Genomic DNA, 18,354 nt, shown 5'->3' with positions numbered 1-18,354 from the left:
ATTTATAAGACCTATTTTAGGTAAACTTGATAAAACGTGACCCATTCCTCATAATTGCGCCAACTCTCGCCATACGGGACGGTCAGGACGACCATTCCACCGGCGGCCATACAGGATGGTGTAATTGGGGTTTTCAACGTCGTTCAAACGCACCTGGTGGGCATGGCTGGGTGCCGCAGTTATCGGTGGATGCTGGATGCAGCATCGCTCCGAGCCTTCATTCTCTCAACGGGATCAGGTCAGCCAACGTGGAGAATGGCGCGTCGCCATTGCTTCCGACTTGCTGCCTGCCTCCGGTGACATCGACGTGTCGCTGGATTTGGTGCTCGCCAAGCAATTTGCCGACGCCCGCCATTTGACGCTAAAAATACTTCCATATCAGCAACTTACTGAAGCACGCGAACTGCTCGTGCGGGGCCAGATCGACGCCATCCTGGCAGTGCCGGCGGCTAGCAGCCAGCTGGCCGGCTTGCAGCAAACGCGCGCCTATCAGGAAGTCGATTACCGGCTGGTGTTCAAAAATGGCGTTCATCGTGGCCGCAGTTGGGCTGAGCTGGACGGCGACCTGAAAGTCCCGGCCAGCAGCCGCGCCAGCGAGCTGTTGCTGGAAGCCAAGGTCGAGCAGCCGGCGCTGAACTGGACCGAAAGCCCGCTCAGCCACCGCGAGCTGATGGCAGAAATCATTGATGAAACGCTGGCCTACACACTGGTGCCAGCGCCGGTGTATGCCATCGAGCGCAGCTTGCACCCGGAACTGGCCGCCGGCCTGGTCGTCAGCAAGGCCGAGCCTTGGGTCTGGGCCTTCCCCGGCGACGATGACAGCCTGGCCGAACTGGCCGACAGCTTCCTCGGCGAGCGCATCGACGACGGCACCATCGCCAGCCTGCGCGATCGGCTGGTCGAGCCGATTGATGGCGCCGACTACATCGAGTCGCGCCATTTTGTCGATGCCATGCTGGAACGGCTGCCGGCGCTGAAACCGCATTTCGTCCATGCCGCAAAAACCGATCTGGACTGGCGACTGCTGGCAGCGATTGCCTACCAGGAATCGCATTGGCGGGAAAACGCCATTTCGCCAACCGGCGTGCGCGGCATCATGATGCTGACCGAAGACACCGCCGAGCGCATGGGCGTGACCGATCGCACCGATGCCGAGCAAAGCATTCGCGGCGGCGCGGCCTATTTCCGCACCATGCATGACACCATTCCGGAGCGCATTGCCGAGCCGGACCGCACTTGGTTTACCTTGGCCGCCTACAACATCGGCTTCGGTCATCTGGAAGATGCCCGGGTGCTGACCGAGCGTGCCGGTGGCAATCCGGACCGCTGGGATGATGTGCAAAAGCAGCTGCCAAAGCTGCGCGACCCGAACGTTTATCCGAGCCTCAAGCGCGGCTACGCGCGCGGAGATGAACCGGTGCAATTCGTCGGAAACATCCAGCGCTACTACACCACTTTGCGTTGGCTTGGCGATGATCTCGACAGCACCGCACTGCGCCGGATGGCGGGTGAGCCGGCCCGTCGACTGTCGCCAGTTGCCGAACCGGAAGCCGAGCCAGTCGTCGCTGCCGAACCGGCCGTAACCCCCAGCAGCACGCTGCTGGCCTACGACAGTGAGCGCCGGTCTGCGCGGCAACAAGCGCTGCCCATCGGCGTGACCGACTGAGAGGCCGATTGAGTCACAAAAACAACACGCTCAGGCAGCCAATAAAAGCTTCAAATAAAAAAGCCCGCAATGCGGGCTTTTTATTTGTCTTCATGTCTCCTTGCCATGACTTACCATGACGTTCAGTTGTCATCGATGGCGACGGTCTGCCGAGCCTCGCCATGAAACCGGCTCAGCCGCTCATTCCGATCATGACTCAGGATTTCTCTTTGCGCCGACTGGCAAAGAACGCCGTCAGCTGCGCCTTGGCAGCATCAGCCAATACGCCGTTGCTGACCTGACACAGGTGATTGAGCTGCGGGTGACGCAGCACCTGGAGCACGCTGCCAGCGGCACCGGCTTTGTCATCCGCGGTGGCATAAACCACCCGCTTCACCCGCGCATGCACCAACGCGCCGGCGCACATCGGACAAGGCTCCAAGGTCACGTACAGCGTGCAGTCATTCAGACGGTAATTGCCGAGTGCCTGCGCCGCCGCACGCAGCGTGACGATCTCGGCATGCGCGGTGGGATCATTCAAGGCGATGGGCTGATTCCAGCCTTCGGCGATTTTCTCGCCATTGCGCACCAGCACTGCACCGACCGGCACTTCGCCCGCTTCAGCGGCGCGCGCAGCCAGCAGCAAGGCTTGCTGCATCCAGAAAACATCATCGTGCTCGACGGTCATCACCCACTCTCTCTCAGCACAAAGGCCAGCGCGCCAGCACGCGATGTTGCGTGCGGCCGAGCAAGCTGTGAATCAGAACCATTTCCTGTGCCTGCCACTGTAGCGGCTCGATCGCCTGCAGCGGAACTTGCTGGCGGTCATACAACAGCGTGACATGCGGAGTAAAGCTGCGATCGACCTGAAGAAAACCGACCCGCTTCATCGCTTCACCGAGTGCGCGTTGCAAGCCAAGCAAGGGCTGAAGGCCTTCCTGCGCCAGTAACACAAACGGCCGGTTGTCGGTACGCCGGGCAAAGCTCATGACTCGATCAAAACGCAGGGCAAGCTTGTGTCGTTCCACACTCTCGACCGCGACGCCGGCACGGGCAATCCAGTCATCGGGCAAGGCTTCGTGATCGAGCAGGTGCTGCAGCGTGATATGCAAATGTTCATCGCGCAGCGCAGTGCCCTGCAAACCGTGCAACTGGCGTTGTTGCTGCTCCAGCTGGCGCAGCGCTGGCCACATTTGCGCTGGCGGTTGCAGCGCCAGAAACAGCCGCTCTCTGCCGGGTCGGTGTAACGACAATGGCGACAAGCTTGTTGCCGGCTCGGCAAAACCCGCCAGACTGAGTTGAGCACACATACCGATTCACCATTCCGCATTTCGCCATGAAAAATGCCGGGCAACCCGGCATTTTCATTTCGTTCGCTTTCCGTTCGCTTGCCTTAACTTGTTCTCGCTTCAGGCAAGCGTATGCGTGCGACTCATTCCCACTCGATCGTCGCCGGCGGCTTGCCAGAGACATCGTAGACCACCCGGGAAATGCCCGGCACTTCGTTGATGATGCGGTTGGAAATGGTTTCCAGCAGCGTGTACGGCAGATGCGCCCACTTCGCGGTCATGAAATCGATGGTCTGCACCGCGCGCGCGGCGACCACGTAATCATAACGACGGCCATCGCCCATTACGCCGACCGATTTCACCGGCAGGAATACGACAAACGCCTGGCTGACCTTGTGATACCAGTCGGCCTTGCGCAGCTCGTCGATAAAGATCGCGTCGGCCTTGCGCAGCAGATCGCAGTACTCTTTCTTCACTTCGCCGAGCACGCGGACACCGAGACCCGGCCCCGGGAAAGGATGGCGATAGAGCATGTCGTAAGGCAGGCCGAGCTCCAGACCAATTTTGCGCACTTCGTCTTTGAATAGTTCACGCAGCGGTTCGACCAGACCGAGCTTCATATCTTTCGGCAGACCACCGACATTGTGGTGGGACTTGATGACATGGGCCTTGCCGCTTTTGGCGCCGGCCGACTCGATCACGTCCGGATAAATGGTGCCCTGCGCCAGCCACTTGGCATTCGGCAACTTGGTCGACTCTTCCTGGAACACATCGACAAACAATTTGCCGATCACTTTCCGTTTGGCTTCCGGATCGGCAACGCCTTTGAGCTCACCGAGGAAGCGCGCTTCGGCATTGACCCGGATGACCTTGATACCAAGGTGCTCGGCGAACATCGCCATGACCTGATCGCCTTCGTGCAGCCGCAGCAGGCCATGATCGACGAACACGCAGGTCAGTTGCTTGCCGATGGCACGATGCAACAGCACCGCGACCACCGATGAGTCGACACCACCAGACAGTCCGAGGATCACATCGTCGCTGCCAACCTGCTTGCGGATATTGGCGATGGCATCTTCGATGATGTTGGTCGAGGTCCAGTTCTTGTCGCAGCCACAAATGTCGCGGACAAAGCGCTCCAGCATCCGGCCGCCCTGGTGGGTATGGGTCACTTCCGGATGGAACTGAACGCCGTAGAATTTGCGGCCTTCATCGGCCATCACGGCAATGGCGCAGTTGTCGCTTTCGCCGATCACTTCAAAGGCCGACGGCACTTCGACCACTTTGTCGCCATGGCTCATCCAGACATCGAGCACGGCCTTGCCCTGCTCGTTGACCCGATCTTCAATGCCATGCAACAGATCACAATCGCCGTGCACCCGCACCGCCGCGTAACCGAATTCGCGAGCGTGACCGCCTTCAACGCGGCCACCCAGCTGCGCTGCCATGGTTTGCATGCCATAGCAAATACCGAACACCGGCACGCCCATCTCAAACACGCAATCTGGCGCTCGCGGCGTATCGGTTTCGGTGACTGACTCCGGACCACCCGACAGGATGATGCCCTTGGGATTGAATTCGCGAATCGCCGCTTCGTCAGCATCGTAGGGCCAGAGTTCGCAATAGACACCGATTTCGCGCACGCGGCGGGCAATCAGCTGGGCAACTTGGGAACCGAAATCCAGAATCAGGATGCGGTGGGCATGAATGTTTTGGCTCATGTCGACTGCCTTGCAGGTGTAAGAAATTCCGTTCCGGCAAAAAGAACCGGCGTAAAGGGGTCTAGCAAAATAGCGACTGCTGAAAGCGCATCGGGACCGCATTGCGATCCCGATTTATCTTGCCACCGCGCGCTCAATCGACGCGGTAGTTCGGCGCCTCTTTAACGATTTGCACATCATGGACATGGCTTTCGCGCATGCCGGCCGAGGTCACCTTGACGAATTGCGCCTTGCTGCGCAGCTCTTCAATGGTGCGGCAACCGGTCAGACCCATGCAGGAGCGCAAGCCGCCCATCATCTGATGCACGATGGCGACCAGCGAGCCTTTGTACGGCACCCGGCCTTCGATACCTTCCGGCACCAGCTTTTCGGCATCGTTGCTGCCCTGGAAATACCGATCGGCCGAACCATGACGCTGCGCCATCGCGCCCAGCGAACCCATGCCGCGGTAGCTCTTGTAGCTGCGGCCCTGGAACAGTTCGACTTCGCCCGGCGCTTCTTCGGTGCCAGCCAGCAGTGAACCAACCATCACCACATGCGCACCCGCGACCAGCGCTTTGCACATGTCGCCGGAGAAACGGATGCCGCCATCAGCGATGCACGGAATGCCTTTGGCTTTCAGTGCTTCAACGGCATTGGCGACTGCGGAAATTTGCGGTACGCCGACACCGGTAACAATGCGGGTGGTGCAAATCGAACCGGGGCCGATGCCAACTTTGACGCCGTCAGCGCCGGCTTCAGCCAGCGCGAGTGCGCCTGCTGCAGTGGCGATATTGCCGCCGATGACCTGCACGCCCGGATACATTGTTTTGACCCGACGGACGCGATCCAACACGCCTTGCGAATGGCCGTGCGAAGTGTCGACCAGAATGACGTCGACACCGGCGTTGACCAGCGCGGCGACACGCGCGTCAGTATCGGCACCGGTACCCACCGCCGCGCCCACACGCAGATGACCAAAGGCATCTTTGCAGGCATTCGGTTTGTCAGCGGATTTCTGAATGTCTTTGACGGTGATGAGGCCTTTCAGGCGGAACTGCTTGTCGACCACCAGCACGCGCTCGATGCGGTGCTTTTGAATCAGATGCAGCGCTTCATCAAGATCGGCACCTTCCTGCACGGTGACCAGCTGCGCTTTCGGCGTCATCACCGACGACACCGGCTCATCGAGCGCGGAGACGAAACGGACATCACGGCCGGTGACAATGCCAACCAGATCATCGCCATCGACTACCGGCACGCCGGAGATGCCATGCTTGGCGGTGAGCGCTTTCAGCTCACGAATGGTGGTGCGGGAGGTAACGGTGATGGGATCACTGACGACACCGCTTTCGAATTTCTTGACCTTGCGGACGTGCTCGGCTTGCTCTTCGACTGTCAGGTTCTTGTGAATGAAACCGAGACCGCCTTCCTGGGCCAGCGCGATTGCGAGCCGCGCTTCCGAGACGGTATCCATCGCCGACGACACCAGCGGGATGTTCAGCTGGATCTCGCGGGTCAAGAATGTCTTGAGTTCAGCCTGATGTGGCAGTACTGTGGAGTGCGCTGGCACCAAAAGCACGTCATCAAACGTCAGCGCTTCACCGATAATCCGCATGATTCCTCAAAACCCCGCTGGCAATAGCAAAGCGGAATTATACCGTTTTCCCCGTTCGCTTGTCACACCGCCCCCAGCGAGTTTCTTTCTGGCCATTCCGGTCGCGATGCGCGAAAATGCCGCGGTTTGCCCTCCGCGATGATACCCGGGTACCACGCCACCCATGACGTCCACCCGCAAGGTTTACACCGTCTCCGAGCTGGTCGGCCGCGCCCGGCGTGTGCTGGAACAGGACTTCGGCCTGCTCTGGCTGGAAGCCGAAATCTCCAATTTCTCCGCACCGCCCTCCGGGCATTGGTACTTCACGTTGAAAGACGAAGGCGCCCAAGTCCGCTCGGCGCTATTCCGTAACCGCAATCAGTTGCTCAGCTATCGGCCCAAAGACGGCGACAAGGTGCTGATCCGGGGCCGGGTCACTGTGTATGAGCCGCGCGGCGATTTTCAGCTGGTCTGCGAATATCTGGAGCCGGCTGGTTTCGGAGCCTTGCAGCAAAAGTTTGAGCAGCTGAAACAAAAGCTCGCCGACGAAGGTTTGTTCAACGCCGAGCGCAAGCGCGTCTTGCCCCCCTTCCCGACCACCGTCGGTGTCATCACCTCACCGACCGGCGCCGCCATCCGCGATGTGCTGAGCGTGCTGGCGAAGCGGGCGCCGTTTATCAAGGTCATCCTCTATCCGGCCGTGGTGCAAGGTGCCGAGGCACCGGCAGCGCTGATCGAAGCACTGAAAACTGCCAACCGCCGCCGTGAATGCGACGTGTTGCTGCTGACCCGTGGCGGCGGCTCGCTGGAAGATCTGTTCTGCTTCAACGATGAAAAACTGGCCCGGCAGATTGCCGGCAGCGGTATTCCGGTGGTGTCGGCGGTCGGCCATGAGGTCGATTTCACCATTGCCGATTTTGTCGCCGACCTGCGGGCGCCGACACCGTCGGCCGGCGCCGCGCTGCTGTCACCGGACCGCGACGCCTTGCGTCAGCTGCTCGGCCAACTGGGCCATCGTCAACATCAGGTGTTGCAGCGGGCCATCCGCCAGCGCCGCAGCCAACTCGACAGCCTGAGTGGTCGCTTACCTACGCCGGAACGGCTGCTGGCCCGTCGGGCCCAGCGGCTCGATGAGCTGCGTGACCGGCTGCTGGCCGGCAGCCAACGTCGACTGCAGCTCGGCCGACTGGCCCTGGCCCATCAGGAGGCGCGGCTGCGGTCTGTCGCGCCCGCCGTTCGCTTGGCCTCGGCCCGGCACCGGCTGGCCAGCCTTCAGCAAAGGTTAGTGCTCACTGCCAATCGGACCATTGAGAAACGGCGAACCAAGTTGGCCCGTTGTACCGGCCAACTGGCCACGTTGAGTCCGCTGGCCACCTTGAGTCGCGGCTATACCCTGACCCGTATCGAAGCCTCCGGCGTGCTGCTGCAGCAGCAACCCCAGCTGCCGGCCGGCACCCTGCTCGAAACCCGCTTGCCGAATCGGCGCGTGCTCAGCCGCGTCGAAACCGATGAGGTCTTAGCCCATGCCGATCCGCTCGCCGTTCCCGACCGCCGCTGACCGCCCGCTTGTCCAGCGTCCCACGCGCACCGGTTTATGCCGGCGCAATCTGGCTGGTCTGCTCGGTCGATTGCTGCCGGGTTTGGCACTTCTGGGTCTGACCTTGCCTGTTTTTGTGATCGCCGCGACCGCTGCGACTGCGGCTTCGACGACAGCACTCTCTGCAACAACGACAATTGATGCACCCGCCATCACCGCGACCTTGCCCAGCGAAGAGCGGGTGCCGGGCGGCGTCGCGCTGCTCGATGTTGGCCCTCGCACGATTGCGATGCCGACTGTCCGCTACGGGGAATCGCCGGTGCTGGTGTTGGCCGCAGCCGATCGCTGGCTCGCCGTGGTCGGCTTGCCACTGAGCGCCGCCGTTGGCGAGCAGCAGATCAACGTCGATGGCCGGCCGCTGACCTTCAGCATTGTCGACAAGGCCTACCCGACTCAGCCGCTGAAAGTCGAACCGAAATACGTCAACCCGGATCCGGCCGACGAAGCCCGCATCGCCCGCGAGCAAGCGCTGATGCAACAGGCGTTCGCCCGCTTCAGTCTGCCGCTGCCGAGTCAGTTGCGCATGCGCGCCCCGGCCGACGGTCCGCAGAGCAGCAGCTTTGGCCTGCGCCGGGTATTCAATGGCGAAGCCCGCAACCCGCATTCGGGCATGGACATCGCTGCCAACAAAGGCAGTGTCGTGCGGGCGCCATTGCCGGGCAAAGTGGTGGTCACCGGCGATTTTTATTTCAACGGCAACACCGTCATCGTCGATCACGGCGGCGGCCTGCTCAGCCTGTATTGCCATCTTGACCGCATCGACGCCACGCCCGAACAAACCGTCGACACCGGGACCGTGCTCGGTCTGGTCGGCGCCACCGGGCGCGTTACCGGCCCGCATCTGCATTTCTCCGTCAGTCTCAACGGCGCCCGCATCAATCCGGCGCTGTTTCTGCCCGCCCCGACCGAGCCCTAAGTAGGCCCATCGGGACTGGCCACAGTTGCAGTTCGCCCGGCCCTGACTACGCTTGATCGCGATACGGACGACAACAGCCGCCCGCCGCGTTTTGGTGCAGGAGCAGGAACATGGCAGAACCTCGCAGCAGTCTTGGTAAACGTTTGCTGACCGTCGTTGGCGGCGGCTTTGGCATTTTGGTCATCGCTTCACTGGTTGGCTTGTCGGTGCTCGGTGGCCACGTCAGCACGCTGCGCGAAGGGCTCGAAGTCAACAGCGCGGTCGGCAGTCTGGGCGTCAGTTTCAAAACCCAGGTTCAGGAATGGAAAAACGTCCTGTTGCGTGGCAGTGATGCCGAAGCCCGTGGCAAATACTGGAGCCAGTTCAACAGCGAGGCTGACCGCGTCCAATCCGACGGCAAAGTCCTGAAGGCCCGGCTGACCGAGCTGGGCCTCGACGAAGATGCCCAGCACGTTGCCGACTTCCTGACCGAACACGCCAGCATGCGCAGCAAATACGAAGAAGGCTTCCGGGCGTTTGAAGCCGCCGGGTTTGATCACAAAGCCGGTGACAAGGCGGTCAAAGGCATCGATCGCGCCGCCACCGAAAAACTCGAGCATCTGCAAAAAGGGCTGGCCGAAAAAATTTCCAATCTCAGCGCCTCGGCCGATACCGCCAGAACGGTTGTCATCGTGGTCGTGGTCGGCTTTTCGCTGGCGGTGATCGTGGTGCTGCAGATGATGACCAATCGATTGATCGTCCAACGTACCCGGCGGCTGTTTGAGCACATGGAAAAAATGTCACAGGGCCAGTTCCAACATCCGATCGCACCCGAGGGCGACGACGAACTGGGACTGATGGCGAGCGACATGGAGCTGGAGCGGCAATTCATTGCCGGCTTGGTCAAAGAGATTCACGCGGCCTCACGCGACATCGGCGCCAGCGCCGGCCAGATTACCCGCGCCGCACAGGAGCTTGCCGGCGCTACCGGCGATGCCGAACACCGCATCCATCAAGCTGCAACCGCGCTGACTGAAATGTCGGCCACCGTGCAGGAAGTGGCCAAAAATGCCGCGACCACAGCGCAGGCCACCGAAGCGGTCAACAAATCGGCCAGCAGCGCGCTGAGCCAGATGGAGCGCTCGGCCAGCGTCTCGCAACAGCTCGCCGACGATATGGCCAAAGCGGCTGAGGTGGTGCAGAAGCTGCGCGATGACACCAAGAATATCGGTCAGGTACTGGAGGTCATTCGCGGCATTGCCGAACAAACCAATTTGCTGGCACTGAACGCCGCCATTGAAGCCGCCCGTGCCGGTGAGCAGGGCCGTGGCTTTGCTGTGGTCGCCGACGAAGTGCGCAATCTCGCCAAACGCACCCAGGACTCCACCAGCGAAATCCAGCAAATCATTCAGAACGTTCAGAATGGCGCGTCATCGGCTGCCAATGCCATGGAGCAAGGCAACAGCCGAACCCGGGAAAGCGCTGAGCAATCCGAACAGGCGCGCAGCGCACTGGCGGAAATTACCCGCGCTGTTACCGATATCCGCGACATGAACACTCAGGTCGCCGCGGCCGCCGAAGAACAGAGCACAGTCGTCGACGACATCACCCGCAACGTCAATGGCATTGCCGACAGCGCCCGCGAAAGCGCGGTGCACGCGCAGCAATCGGCGAGCGTTGCCGGGCAGTTGAATCAGGTCGCCGGACGCTTGCAGGACATCGTCGAGAAAGTCACGGCCTGAACGCCATTGCCGCTAACAAAAACGCCAGCATGTTGCTGGCGTTTTTGTCTGGATTCCGCAATAAAGTCGGGCTATTTTTCGCCGCGTTTGCGATTGCGGATCATCCGTCGCCGGCGGTCAGCCTGGCGCTCGCTCAAGGTGTTCTTGCGATCCTTGAACGGGTTGTCGGCATCCTTCAGTTCCAGCCGAATCGGCGCCCCCACCAGATTGAGCCGTTTGCGGAAATAGTTGATGAGATAGCGCTGATAGTTCATCGGCAAGCGCGACACCTGGTTGCCGTGAATGACCACCAGAAAAGGATTGTGGCCACCGAGGTGGGCATAACGCATCTTGACTCGCCGACCATTGACTTGCGGGGCCTGAAACTCGGCTTGTGCCTGTTGCAGCAGCTCAGTCATCTTGCTGGTCGGCACATCCAGATGCGCCGAGTCATAGGCTTCGTGCACCGAATCAAACAGATCGCCGACGCCGGTACCATGCAGCGCCGAAATGAAATGCAGGCGGGCGAAATCGGCAAAGCCCAGCCGGCGATCGATGTCGTCCTTGATCAGCTGGCGTTGATCACTGTCCAGGCCATCCCATTTGTTGACGCTGAGCACCAACGCCCGGCCGGTGTCCATCACATAGCCAAGCAAATGCAGGTCCTGATCGGTAATGGCTTCTTTGGCGTCCATCACCAGAATGACGACATGGGCGTCGTCGATGGCTTGCAGGGTTTTGACCACCGAGAATTTTTCGACCGCTTCAAACACCTTGCCGCGGCGACGAACACCGGCGGTGTCAATCAGGGTGTATTTGGTGCCACGCCGTTCCATCTCGACGTAAATCGAATCGCGGGTGGTGCCGGGCATGTCAAACACCAGCACCCGATCTTCACCGAGAATGCGGTTGACCAGCGTCGACTTGCCGACGTTCGGCCGGCCGACAATCGCCATCTTGATGCCTTGCGCAGCACGTTCTTCTTCGGTCAGTTCCGGCGCGTCGGGCAATCGCTCCAGCACGGCATCGATCATTTGCAGAACGCCGCGGCCGTGCGCCGCGGCAATCGGTTGCGGCTCACCATGACCGAGGGCAAAAAATTCCGGCAACACCAGATCGATGTTCAAGCCATCAATCTTGTTGACCACCAGCAGGGTCGGCTTGTTCATGGTGCGCAGTTCGCGCGCGACCTGTTCGTCGATCGGGGTCAGGCCGTCACGGGCGTCGCACAGCAGCAACACCAGATCGGCTTCTTCCATCGCCAGCCGCGACTGTTTGGCCATCGCTTCATCGATGCCCTCTTCTTCGCCGGTGATACCGGCGGTGTCGATGACGATCGCCATCCGGTCTCGCAGTTGGGCGCGGCCGTATTTGCGATCCCGGGTCAGGCCGGGCATGTCAGCGACCAGCGCGTCCCGACTGCGGGTCAGCTGGTTGAACAGGGTGGACTTGCCGACATTGGGTCGGCCGACCAGAGCGATAACAGGCAACATACCAAGAACTCAACCGTCAAAACGAAAACACGAAAACACGAAAACACAAAAGCAAAAAAACGAAAAAGCGCCGGACGCGATCACGCCCGGCGCTGGAGCTTGCTACGTCAAAGCTCAGGGCAACTTGTACAGATGCAGCGTGTCGTCACGATCATAGACCAGCAACTGCTGATCGACGACTTGCGGCGGCGCTTGCAAGCCATCGCTATCGACCTGCACCTGGGCCACAAACGCGCCATCTTCGCGCTTCATGAAGTGCAGGTAGCCTTCCAGATCCCCGACCACAACATAGTCACCCATCGATACCGGCGCGCTCAACTGGCGATTTTCCAGCGCCTTCTGGGTCCACAGGACAAAGCCGTTACGACGGTCCAGCGCAACCACATAGCCCTGTGTATTGCTGGCAAACAGCATCTGGGCATCGACACCGAGATTGCGGTAGGTCGACAGTTCGCGCTGCCACAGCGTTTCGCCGTTGCGCAGATCCACGGCGATGATGCTGCCGTTGACGCTGGCAGCATACATCACGTTGCCGAATACCAGCGGATTGGTGTCAACATCGGCAATGCGCTCGATCTCGGAGCGGCCGGTCGGCTGACCGACCCGCTTTTCCCACAGCGGTTGACCATTGTCGAGCCGGAATGCGGCCACCTTGCCGTTATCAAATCCGGCCAGCGCAATGCCACCACCGATCAGCGGTGAACTGGTCCCACGCTGGGTCAACAACGGCACGTTGCGATCGGAAAACCATTTGCGTTCGCCGCTATCGACATCGAGCGCAAACAATTTGCCATCGACCGTGCGGACTACAACAAAACCTTCGCCAACTGCCGGCGGGGCAATGACTTCACTGGAAACGGTATTGCGCCATTTTTCCTGACCGGTTTCCGAATCCAGCGCCAGCACGACACCTTCTGGCGTGCCGACGATCAAGATGCCGGCACCGGCGGCCATACCGCCGGACAGGCGGCTACCAAGCCAGTAACGCCAGAGTTCCTTGCCATCGCGATCCAGCGCCAGCAACAGACCTTCACCGTTGGCGACAAAAACCCGATTGCCGTACACCACCGGTTCCAGATTCGGGGCAAAGCCACCGTCGATCGGCCGATCGGCATCCGGCGAACCCGCCCACGGCCAAATCGTGCGCCAGGTGGCACCAAGCGCCAGAGAAATGTCTTCACCAACAGTCGTGGTGACCGTTTTGCTCCAGAGCGGATGCGGCTCAAATTGCGGCGTGATATCCGGCACCGGCGCAACAACCACTTCCTCGTCATCACTGGCGCAGCTGACCAGCAACAAACCGGCCAGCGACAAGGCCGCGGCGCGCAACCAACGGCGGTTCAATACAGTTTTCATTTCGCGGTTTCCGTGGCCAGGGCCGGCAGTGCGCTGGCATCCAGTTTCATGGCCAGCGCCGGATCCTGTGCCGCAACGCTCTGCTCAGCAGCAGCGTCCTGATAGGCGGCATTGGCTTCAGCAGTACGATTCAGCGCGGTCAAGACATCACCACGCACCAGCGCGTAAGCGCCAGCATAGGCACCGGCTTTTTCCTTGCTGATATCAACCAGCTTCAGTGCTGCGTCGCTTTCGCCCTGCGCCAGTTTGACCCGCGCCAACCGCAAGGTCGCGACGTGACCAATCGCTTCGTGTTCCGGTTTGTTGACCACGGCCTGCAACAGGCTGGCAGCACGCGCCAGATCGTTGTCGCGCACCGCTTCCCGGGCCAGATACAGCTGACCAAACTGAGCGTAGGCGGTGCCCTGGTGTTCGCTAACCAGCGCTTCAGCTTGCTGCTTGAATTCGCTGCGCTTGCCGGCATCGTCGGCCAGCTTGATCACGGCCTCGTAGGCATCCGACGCATTGACGGCTTTGTTCAGCTCGTTCTGCTGGTAATACTTCCAGCCGGCAATCGCTGCCAAACCCAAAGCTGCGCCGATCAGCACCGAGCTACCGTTGGTACGCCACCACTTCTTGATGACTTCGAGTTGTTGTTCTTCAGTTGTAAAAACGTCCACGTTCTGCTCCTAAACCAAACTATTGGTCATTCAATCTTCGTCGTTCATCTCTCGTGGCAACGGCCGCCCCAACGCGGAGGCGTGAGGCCGTCAGTTCGAGAGGGCTTTGGTCAAAAAGTTCGCCAACTCGGCGAACGGAATATCCTGCTGCTCACCTTCACCGCGCAGTGGCTTGACCGCGGCAACCCCGCGCTGCAGCTCACTGTCGCCAACAATCAGCGCGTAACGGGCACCGCTGCGGTCAGCCCGCTTGAGCAGTTTCTTCAAATTGCCGCCGCCATGCCCCTGCACCAGTCGCAAGGCCGGCAGCGCATCGCGCAGCTGCTCGCTGAGCGGAAATACCGCCAGCTCTGCTTCGGTACCGAGCGCGGCAACAAAGACATCGGCTTGGCTCGGCGCAGTCACGCCGTGGACCGCTTCCAGCAACAGCACAATACGCTCGATACCCATGGCAAAACCACAGGCCGTGGTGGCATGGCCGCCGAGCTGCTCGACCAGACCATCGTAACGACCGCCACCGCAAATGGTCCCCTGGGCGCCGAGCGCGTCCGTCATCCACTCGAACACGGTGCGATTGTAATAATCGAGACCACGCACCAGCCGCGGGTTGATCACGTAGGCAATGCCGGCCGCATCAAGCAGTTTTTTCAGGCCATCGAAATGCGCTTGCGACTCGGCATCGAGGCAATCGATCAGCTGCGGCGCGTCCTTCAACACCGCCTGCACAGCCGGGCTCTTGCTGTCGAGCACGCGCAGCGGGTTGGTTTCCAGCCGGCGCTTGCTGTCCTCATCGAGAATGGCTTCGTGCTGGCGCAAAAATGCCACCAGCTTTTCCCGGTAGGCTTTGCGCGCTTCGTTGGAGCCGAGCGAATTCAGATGCAACTCAACCTTGTCGGCAAAGCCGAGTTCGCGCCAGAGTCGCGCCGTCATCAGGATGAGCTCAGCGTCGACATCCGGCCCCGGAATGCCGAAGGTTTCGACACCGAGCTGGTGAAATTGACGGTAGCGGCCCTTTTGCGGGCGCTCGTGCCGGAACATCGGGCCCATGTACCAGAGCCGCTGTTCCTGGTTATAGAGCAGGCCTTGTTCGATACCGGCGCGAACACAGGAGGCTGTGCCTTCCGGGCGCAAACTGAGCGACTCTTTTTCCCGATCGAGAAAGGTATACATTTCTTTCTCGACGATATCGGTCACCGCGCCGACGGCGCGGGCAAACAGCTCGGTCTTTTCCACCACCGGGGTGCGAATTTCTTCATAGCCGTAGCGCGCCATCAGCGCACGCAGCGCGCTTTCCAGTCGCTGCCAGGTCGGGCTCTGGGTCGGCAACAAATCGTTCATGCCGCGCACAGATTGAATGGTTTTACTCAACTTACAATCCACCATGTCTTGTTGTTGTGGGAGCGGCTTTAGCCGCGATGCCAATCAATCGCGGCTAAAGCCGCTCCCACCAATCATTCATTCCATTCAGGCGTTTTTTACTGTCAGCCGCTCGGCACCTTTGGCCGCGGCCGCATGCTGCGCTTCCCGCTCGGCCAGCTTGCCGCGCACGGCTTTTTCCAGCCGGTCGATGATGTCGTTGTTCGGAATCTTCTCGTGCTTCTCGCCGTCGAAATACAACATCGAGCCACTGAAGCCACCGGTCAGACCGACATCGGTTTCACCGGCTTCACCTGGGCCGTTGACCACGCAGCCGATCACCGAGACATCAAGCGGCTCGCGGACATCTTCCAGCCGCAGCTCCAGCTCATTGACCGTGCCAATGACATCAAACTCGGCGCGCGAACAGGTCGGGCAGGCAATGATGTTGACGCCGCGGTTGCGCAAACCGAGCGACTTCAAAATGTCCCAGCCGACTTTCACTTCCTCGACCGGATCGGCCGCCAGCGAAATGCGGATGGTGTCGCCAATGCCTTCGGCGAGCAGCATGCCGAGGCCCACCGACGACTTCACCGTGCCGGTGCGGAAGGCGCCAGCTTCGGTGATGCCCAGATGCAGCGGATTATCAATTTGCGCGGCAATCAGTCGATACGCGCTGACCGCCATGAACACGTTCGACGATTTCAGGCTGAGCTTGAAATCGTGGAAATTCAGCTTGTCGAGCATGTCGATGTGTCGAAACGCCGACTCGACCAAGGCTTCCGGTGTCGGCTCGCCGTATTTCTCTTGCAGATCTTTTTCCAGCGAACCGGCATTGACGCCAATGCGAATCGGAATGCCCTTGTCACGCGCGGCATCGACCACCGCCCGCACCCGCTCTTCCTTGCCGATATTGCCCGGGTTGATGCGCAGGCAATCGACCCCGTACTCCGCCACTTTCAGCGCAATGCGGTAATCGAAATGAATATCGGCAACCAGCGGCACCGGTGAGCGCTGCTTGATGATTTTGAACGCCTCGGCCGCGTCCATGGTCGGCACCGAAACCCGGACAATATCGGCACCGGCGTTGGCCAGCTGCACGATCTGCGCAACAGTCGCATCGACATCGGTCGTTTCGGTATTGGTCATGCTTTGCACGCTGATCGGCGCATCACCGCCGACCAGGACATTGCCCACCCGAATCTGGCGCGTTTTGCGCCGTACGATCCACGACTGCCCTTTCATATGTCCTCGATACTCGTCACGACGCGGCTTGCGGCCGCGCCATCATCATTCACTGGCTGCCGTTTGCACGGTCAGCGTTGCCGGCCGACCGCCCGGATAAGCGGTCAAATCGATCGGCCGACCGTTGTGCCGCAATTGCACGCCACTCGGATTGCCGAGCACCACGGTCAGCGGCGCCTGACCGGACAAGCGAATCCGATTGCCCTTTTGCTTGATGCCTACCGACAACACGCTGCCGCCGGCATCGGTCACCCGAATCCAGCAGTCTTCAATAAACGCAAATTCCAGCAACTCACCGCTACCGCTGACCGGCTCCGCTGCTGACGTGCTCACCGGAACGACGCTTGCCGACGTGGCTGGGCTGTTGCTGGTCGCCGGCTTGCTGGCGCTCTCACTTGGCTTCGTCGCCGGATCCGGCTTGGCCGCGACGCTCTCGGTGCTCGCAGCCGTTTCGGTTTCCGCTTCCGGCACCACTTCGGCGTCGGTCACCGGTTCTTCCGGCGCCAGCTGCAATGACAGTTCGCCGCTGGTGGTTTCCGGCGGCAGCGCCAACGTCGCCGTGCTGTCTGTGGCACTGACACTGCTGTCTGCCAAGCGCATTTGCTCCAGCCAATTTCCCGGCGACAGCTTGATCACCGCGACCACAACCACGATCAGCACAATGGCCAGCATGCTGAGCCACAACCACTTGCTGCTGCGACTGCGACCGCTTTCAGGCAACGGCAACAAACTTTTCAAACCGGCCAGCGTTGCTTCATTCGGCTGCTGTTCGTTATAGGCCGCGACGATTTCGTCGGCCGGCAATTCCAGCCATTTGGCATAGGCGCGCAAATAGCCGCGCAAAAAGGTCGACGGCACGTGCGCCGGATAGTGATCCGATTCGATTGCGGCCAGCGTGGGTTCATCCAGCCGCAAATGCCGCGCAGCCTGCTCCAGCGATTGCTTTTGCGCTTCCCGTCCGGCTTTCAGCCGGGCGCCCGGTCCGACTCGCGGCGCCGCAACCGGCGCCGCTTCAGTGGTCAATTCCGCCATTGTTGTTTTTTATCTGCGTAAAGATCAGCTTCTTCCGAGTCCGGGAAGATCTGCTCCAGTTTCAGGCCGAGGCTGGCAACGGTGTCCTTGTCGCGCAACGCATGTGCTAACTGAATACCCACCCACAACGAACGCGGGGTATCGCGTCCGACTTCCTTGAATCGATCCCAATACCCTTTGGCCCGCTCCAGTCGCTGCTGTTCCAGCTCGCGATTGGCCATTTCCAGCAACGCGTTGGCTTGCTTCGGATTGTGTTGCAGCGCCCGCCGGAAATACTCGTCGGCTTTTTCCGGGGCATTGCTGCGCAGCGCACAGAGACCGGCGTTCTCCATCACTGACGCCATTTTCGGGTTCGATGGAATGGCGATGGCACGTTCAAACAATTCCTGCGCCTTGCTGTACTTGCCCTGACGGCAGAGATAGACGCCGTACAAATCCAGCACGCCCGGACTGTCCCCATCCAGCCGCAAGGCTTTCTGGAAATGCTCTTCGGCCCGCTTGTTTTCACTGACCAGCGAGTAGTAATAACCGAGCGTTGCCTGCACGTTCGCATTGTCAGGTGCGTGTTGCAACGCCTTGTCGAGATGGAACTTGGCCCGCTCCATTTGGCCGGCGTCCAGATAGCCGGATGCGGCAGCCAACCGCGCTTCCGCGGCCTTCTCGCGCTTGTCGGATGCCAGATTGTCGGGTTGACTGCTCGGCGCGCTGCTGCACGCAGCGAGGCACAACATCAATACACAGACGGTCAGGCATTGCTTCATCGCGTTCC

15 protein-coding genes are annotated in these 18,354 nt (G+C 60.5%); 4 read left to right on the top strand and 11 right to left on the bottom strand.

Annotation, left to right across the window (positions count from 1 at the left end; translation table 11 throughout):
* Positions 1 to 196 precede the first annotated feature (196 nt).
* Positions 197 to 1,666: a membrane-bound lytic murein transglycosylase MltF gene (mltF, locus tag HPT27_RS16600; protein WP_172245859.1), complete on the top strand. Its 1,470-nt coding sequence runs from the start codon at positions 197 to 199 to the stop codon at positions 1,664 to 1,666.
* Between the two features lie 196 nt (positions 1,667 to 1,862).
* Here the strand turns inward: mltF and tadA are convergent, their stop codons facing one another.
* The 4 genes from tadA to guaB form a co-directional block, all read right to left on the bottom strand.
* On the bottom strand, positions 1,863 to 2,333 hold the full coding sequence (tadA, locus tag HPT27_RS16595; RefSeq protein ID WP_172245857.1) for a tRNA adenosine(34) deaminase TadA: 471 nt from the start codon (positions 2,331 to 2,333) through the stop codon (positions 1,863 to 1,865).
* A gap of 13 nt (positions 2,334 to 2,346) precedes the next feature.
* Positions 2,347 to 2,955: a 2'-5' RNA ligase family protein gene (locus HPT27_RS16590; protein ID WP_172245855.1), complete on the bottom strand. Its 609-nt coding sequence runs from the start codon at positions 2,953 to 2,955 to the stop codon at positions 2,347 to 2,349.
* A 122-nt stretch (positions 2,956 to 3,077) separates the two neighbouring features.
* A complete protein-coding gene (gene guaA / locus HPT27_RS16585; RefSeq protein ID WP_172245853.1) occupies positions 3,078 to 4,655 on the bottom strand; it encodes a glutamine-hydrolyzing GMP synthase in 1,578 nt (525 codons plus the stop codon).
* A gap of 133 nt (positions 4,656 to 4,788) precedes the next feature.
* Entirely contained in the window at positions 4,789 to 6,255 is a 1,467-nt protein-coding gene (guaB, locus tag HPT27_RS16580; protein WP_328820726.1) for an IMP dehydrogenase, read from the bottom strand.
* A 160-nt stretch (positions 6,256 to 6,415) separates the two neighbouring features.
* Between guaB and xseA the strand changes: the two genes are divergently transcribed.
* The 3 genes from xseA (at position 6,416) to HPT27_RS16565 (ending at position 10,465) form a co-directional block, all read left to right on the top strand.
* Complete coding sequence (gene xseA / locus HPT27_RS16575; protein WP_172245849.1) at positions 6,416 to 7,789, top strand: exodeoxyribonuclease VII large subunit; 1,374 nt, start codon at positions 6,416 to 6,418, stop codon at positions 7,787 to 7,789.
* A complete protein-coding gene (locus tag HPT27_RS16570; RefSeq protein WP_172245847.1) occupies positions 7,755 to 8,744 on the top strand; it encodes a M23 family metallopeptidase in 990 nt (329 codons plus the stop codon). The genes xseA and HPT27_RS16570 overlap by 35 nt, the downstream gene beginning before the upstream one ends.
* A gap of 110 nt (positions 8,745 to 8,854) precedes the next feature.
* Complete coding sequence (locus HPT27_RS16565; protein ID WP_172245845.1) at positions 8,855 to 10,465, top strand: methyl-accepting chemotaxis protein; 1,611 nt, start codon at positions 8,855 to 8,857, stop codon at positions 10,463 to 10,465.
* A gap of 71 nt (positions 10,466 to 10,536) precedes the next feature.
* On the opposite strand, the gene der is transcribed toward HPT27_RS16565, so the two are convergent.
* From der to pilW, 7 genes are all read right to left on the bottom strand, one after another.
* A complete protein-coding gene (gene der / locus HPT27_RS16560) occupies positions 10,537 to 11,937 on the bottom strand; it encodes a ribosome biogenesis GTPase Der (RefSeq protein ID WP_172245843.1) in 1,401 nt (466 codons plus the stop codon).
* A gap of 114 nt (positions 11,938 to 12,051) precedes the next feature.
* Positions 12,052 to 13,293, bottom strand: coding sequence for an outer membrane protein assembly factor BamB (gene bamB / locus HPT27_RS16555; protein ID WP_172245841.1), 1,242 nt, complete (start codon positions 13,291 to 13,293; stop codon positions 12,052 to 12,054).
* Complete coding sequence (locus HPT27_RS16550) at positions 13,290 to 13,952, bottom strand: YfgM family protein (RefSeq protein WP_172245839.1); 663 nt, start codon at positions 13,950 to 13,952, stop codon at positions 13,290 to 13,292. The genes bamB and HPT27_RS16550 overlap by 4 nt, the downstream gene beginning before the upstream one ends.
* A gap of 90 nt (positions 13,953 to 14,042) precedes the next feature.
* Positions 14,043 to 15,320 carry a histidine--tRNA ligase gene (gene hisS / locus HPT27_RS16545; RefSeq protein ID WP_172245837.1) on the bottom strand — a complete coding sequence of 426 codons (1,278 nt, stop codon included), beginning with the start codon at positions 15,318 to 15,320 and terminating at the stop codon, positions 14,043 to 14,045.
* Between the two features lie 96 nt (positions 15,321 to 15,416).
* Positions 15,417 to 16,553, bottom strand: coding sequence for a flavodoxin-dependent (E)-4-hydroxy-3-methylbut-2-enyl-diphosphate synthase (gene ispG / locus HPT27_RS16540; RefSeq protein ID WP_172245835.1), 1,137 nt, complete (start codon positions 16,551 to 16,553; stop codon positions 15,417 to 15,419).
* Positions 16,554 to 16,598: 45 nt separating this feature from the next.
* Positions 16,599 to 17,585, bottom strand: a complete 987-nt coding sequence (locus tag HPT27_RS16535; protein ID WP_172245833.1) for a RodZ domain-containing protein — start codon at positions 17,583 to 17,585, stop codon at positions 16,599 to 16,601.
* Positions 17,573 to 18,346, bottom strand: a complete 774-nt coding sequence (pilW, locus tag HPT27_RS16530) for a type IV pilus biogenesis/stability protein PilW (protein WP_172245831.1) — start codon at positions 18,344 to 18,346, stop codon at positions 17,573 to 17,575. Before pilW ends, HPT27_RS16535 begins: the two co-directional genes overlap by 13 nt.
* Between the last annotated feature and the right edge of the window lie 8 nt (positions 18,347 to 18,354).

The sequence above is a fragment of the Permianibacter fluminis genome (assembly GCF_013179735.1).
In the GTDB taxonomy this organism is placed as follows: domain Bacteria; phylum Pseudomonadota; class Gammaproteobacteria; order Enterobacterales; family Permianibacteraceae; genus Permianibacter; species Permianibacter fluminis.
Note: the sequence above shows the minus strand (reverse complement) of the source record. Positions and strands in the feature narration are given on the sequence as shown.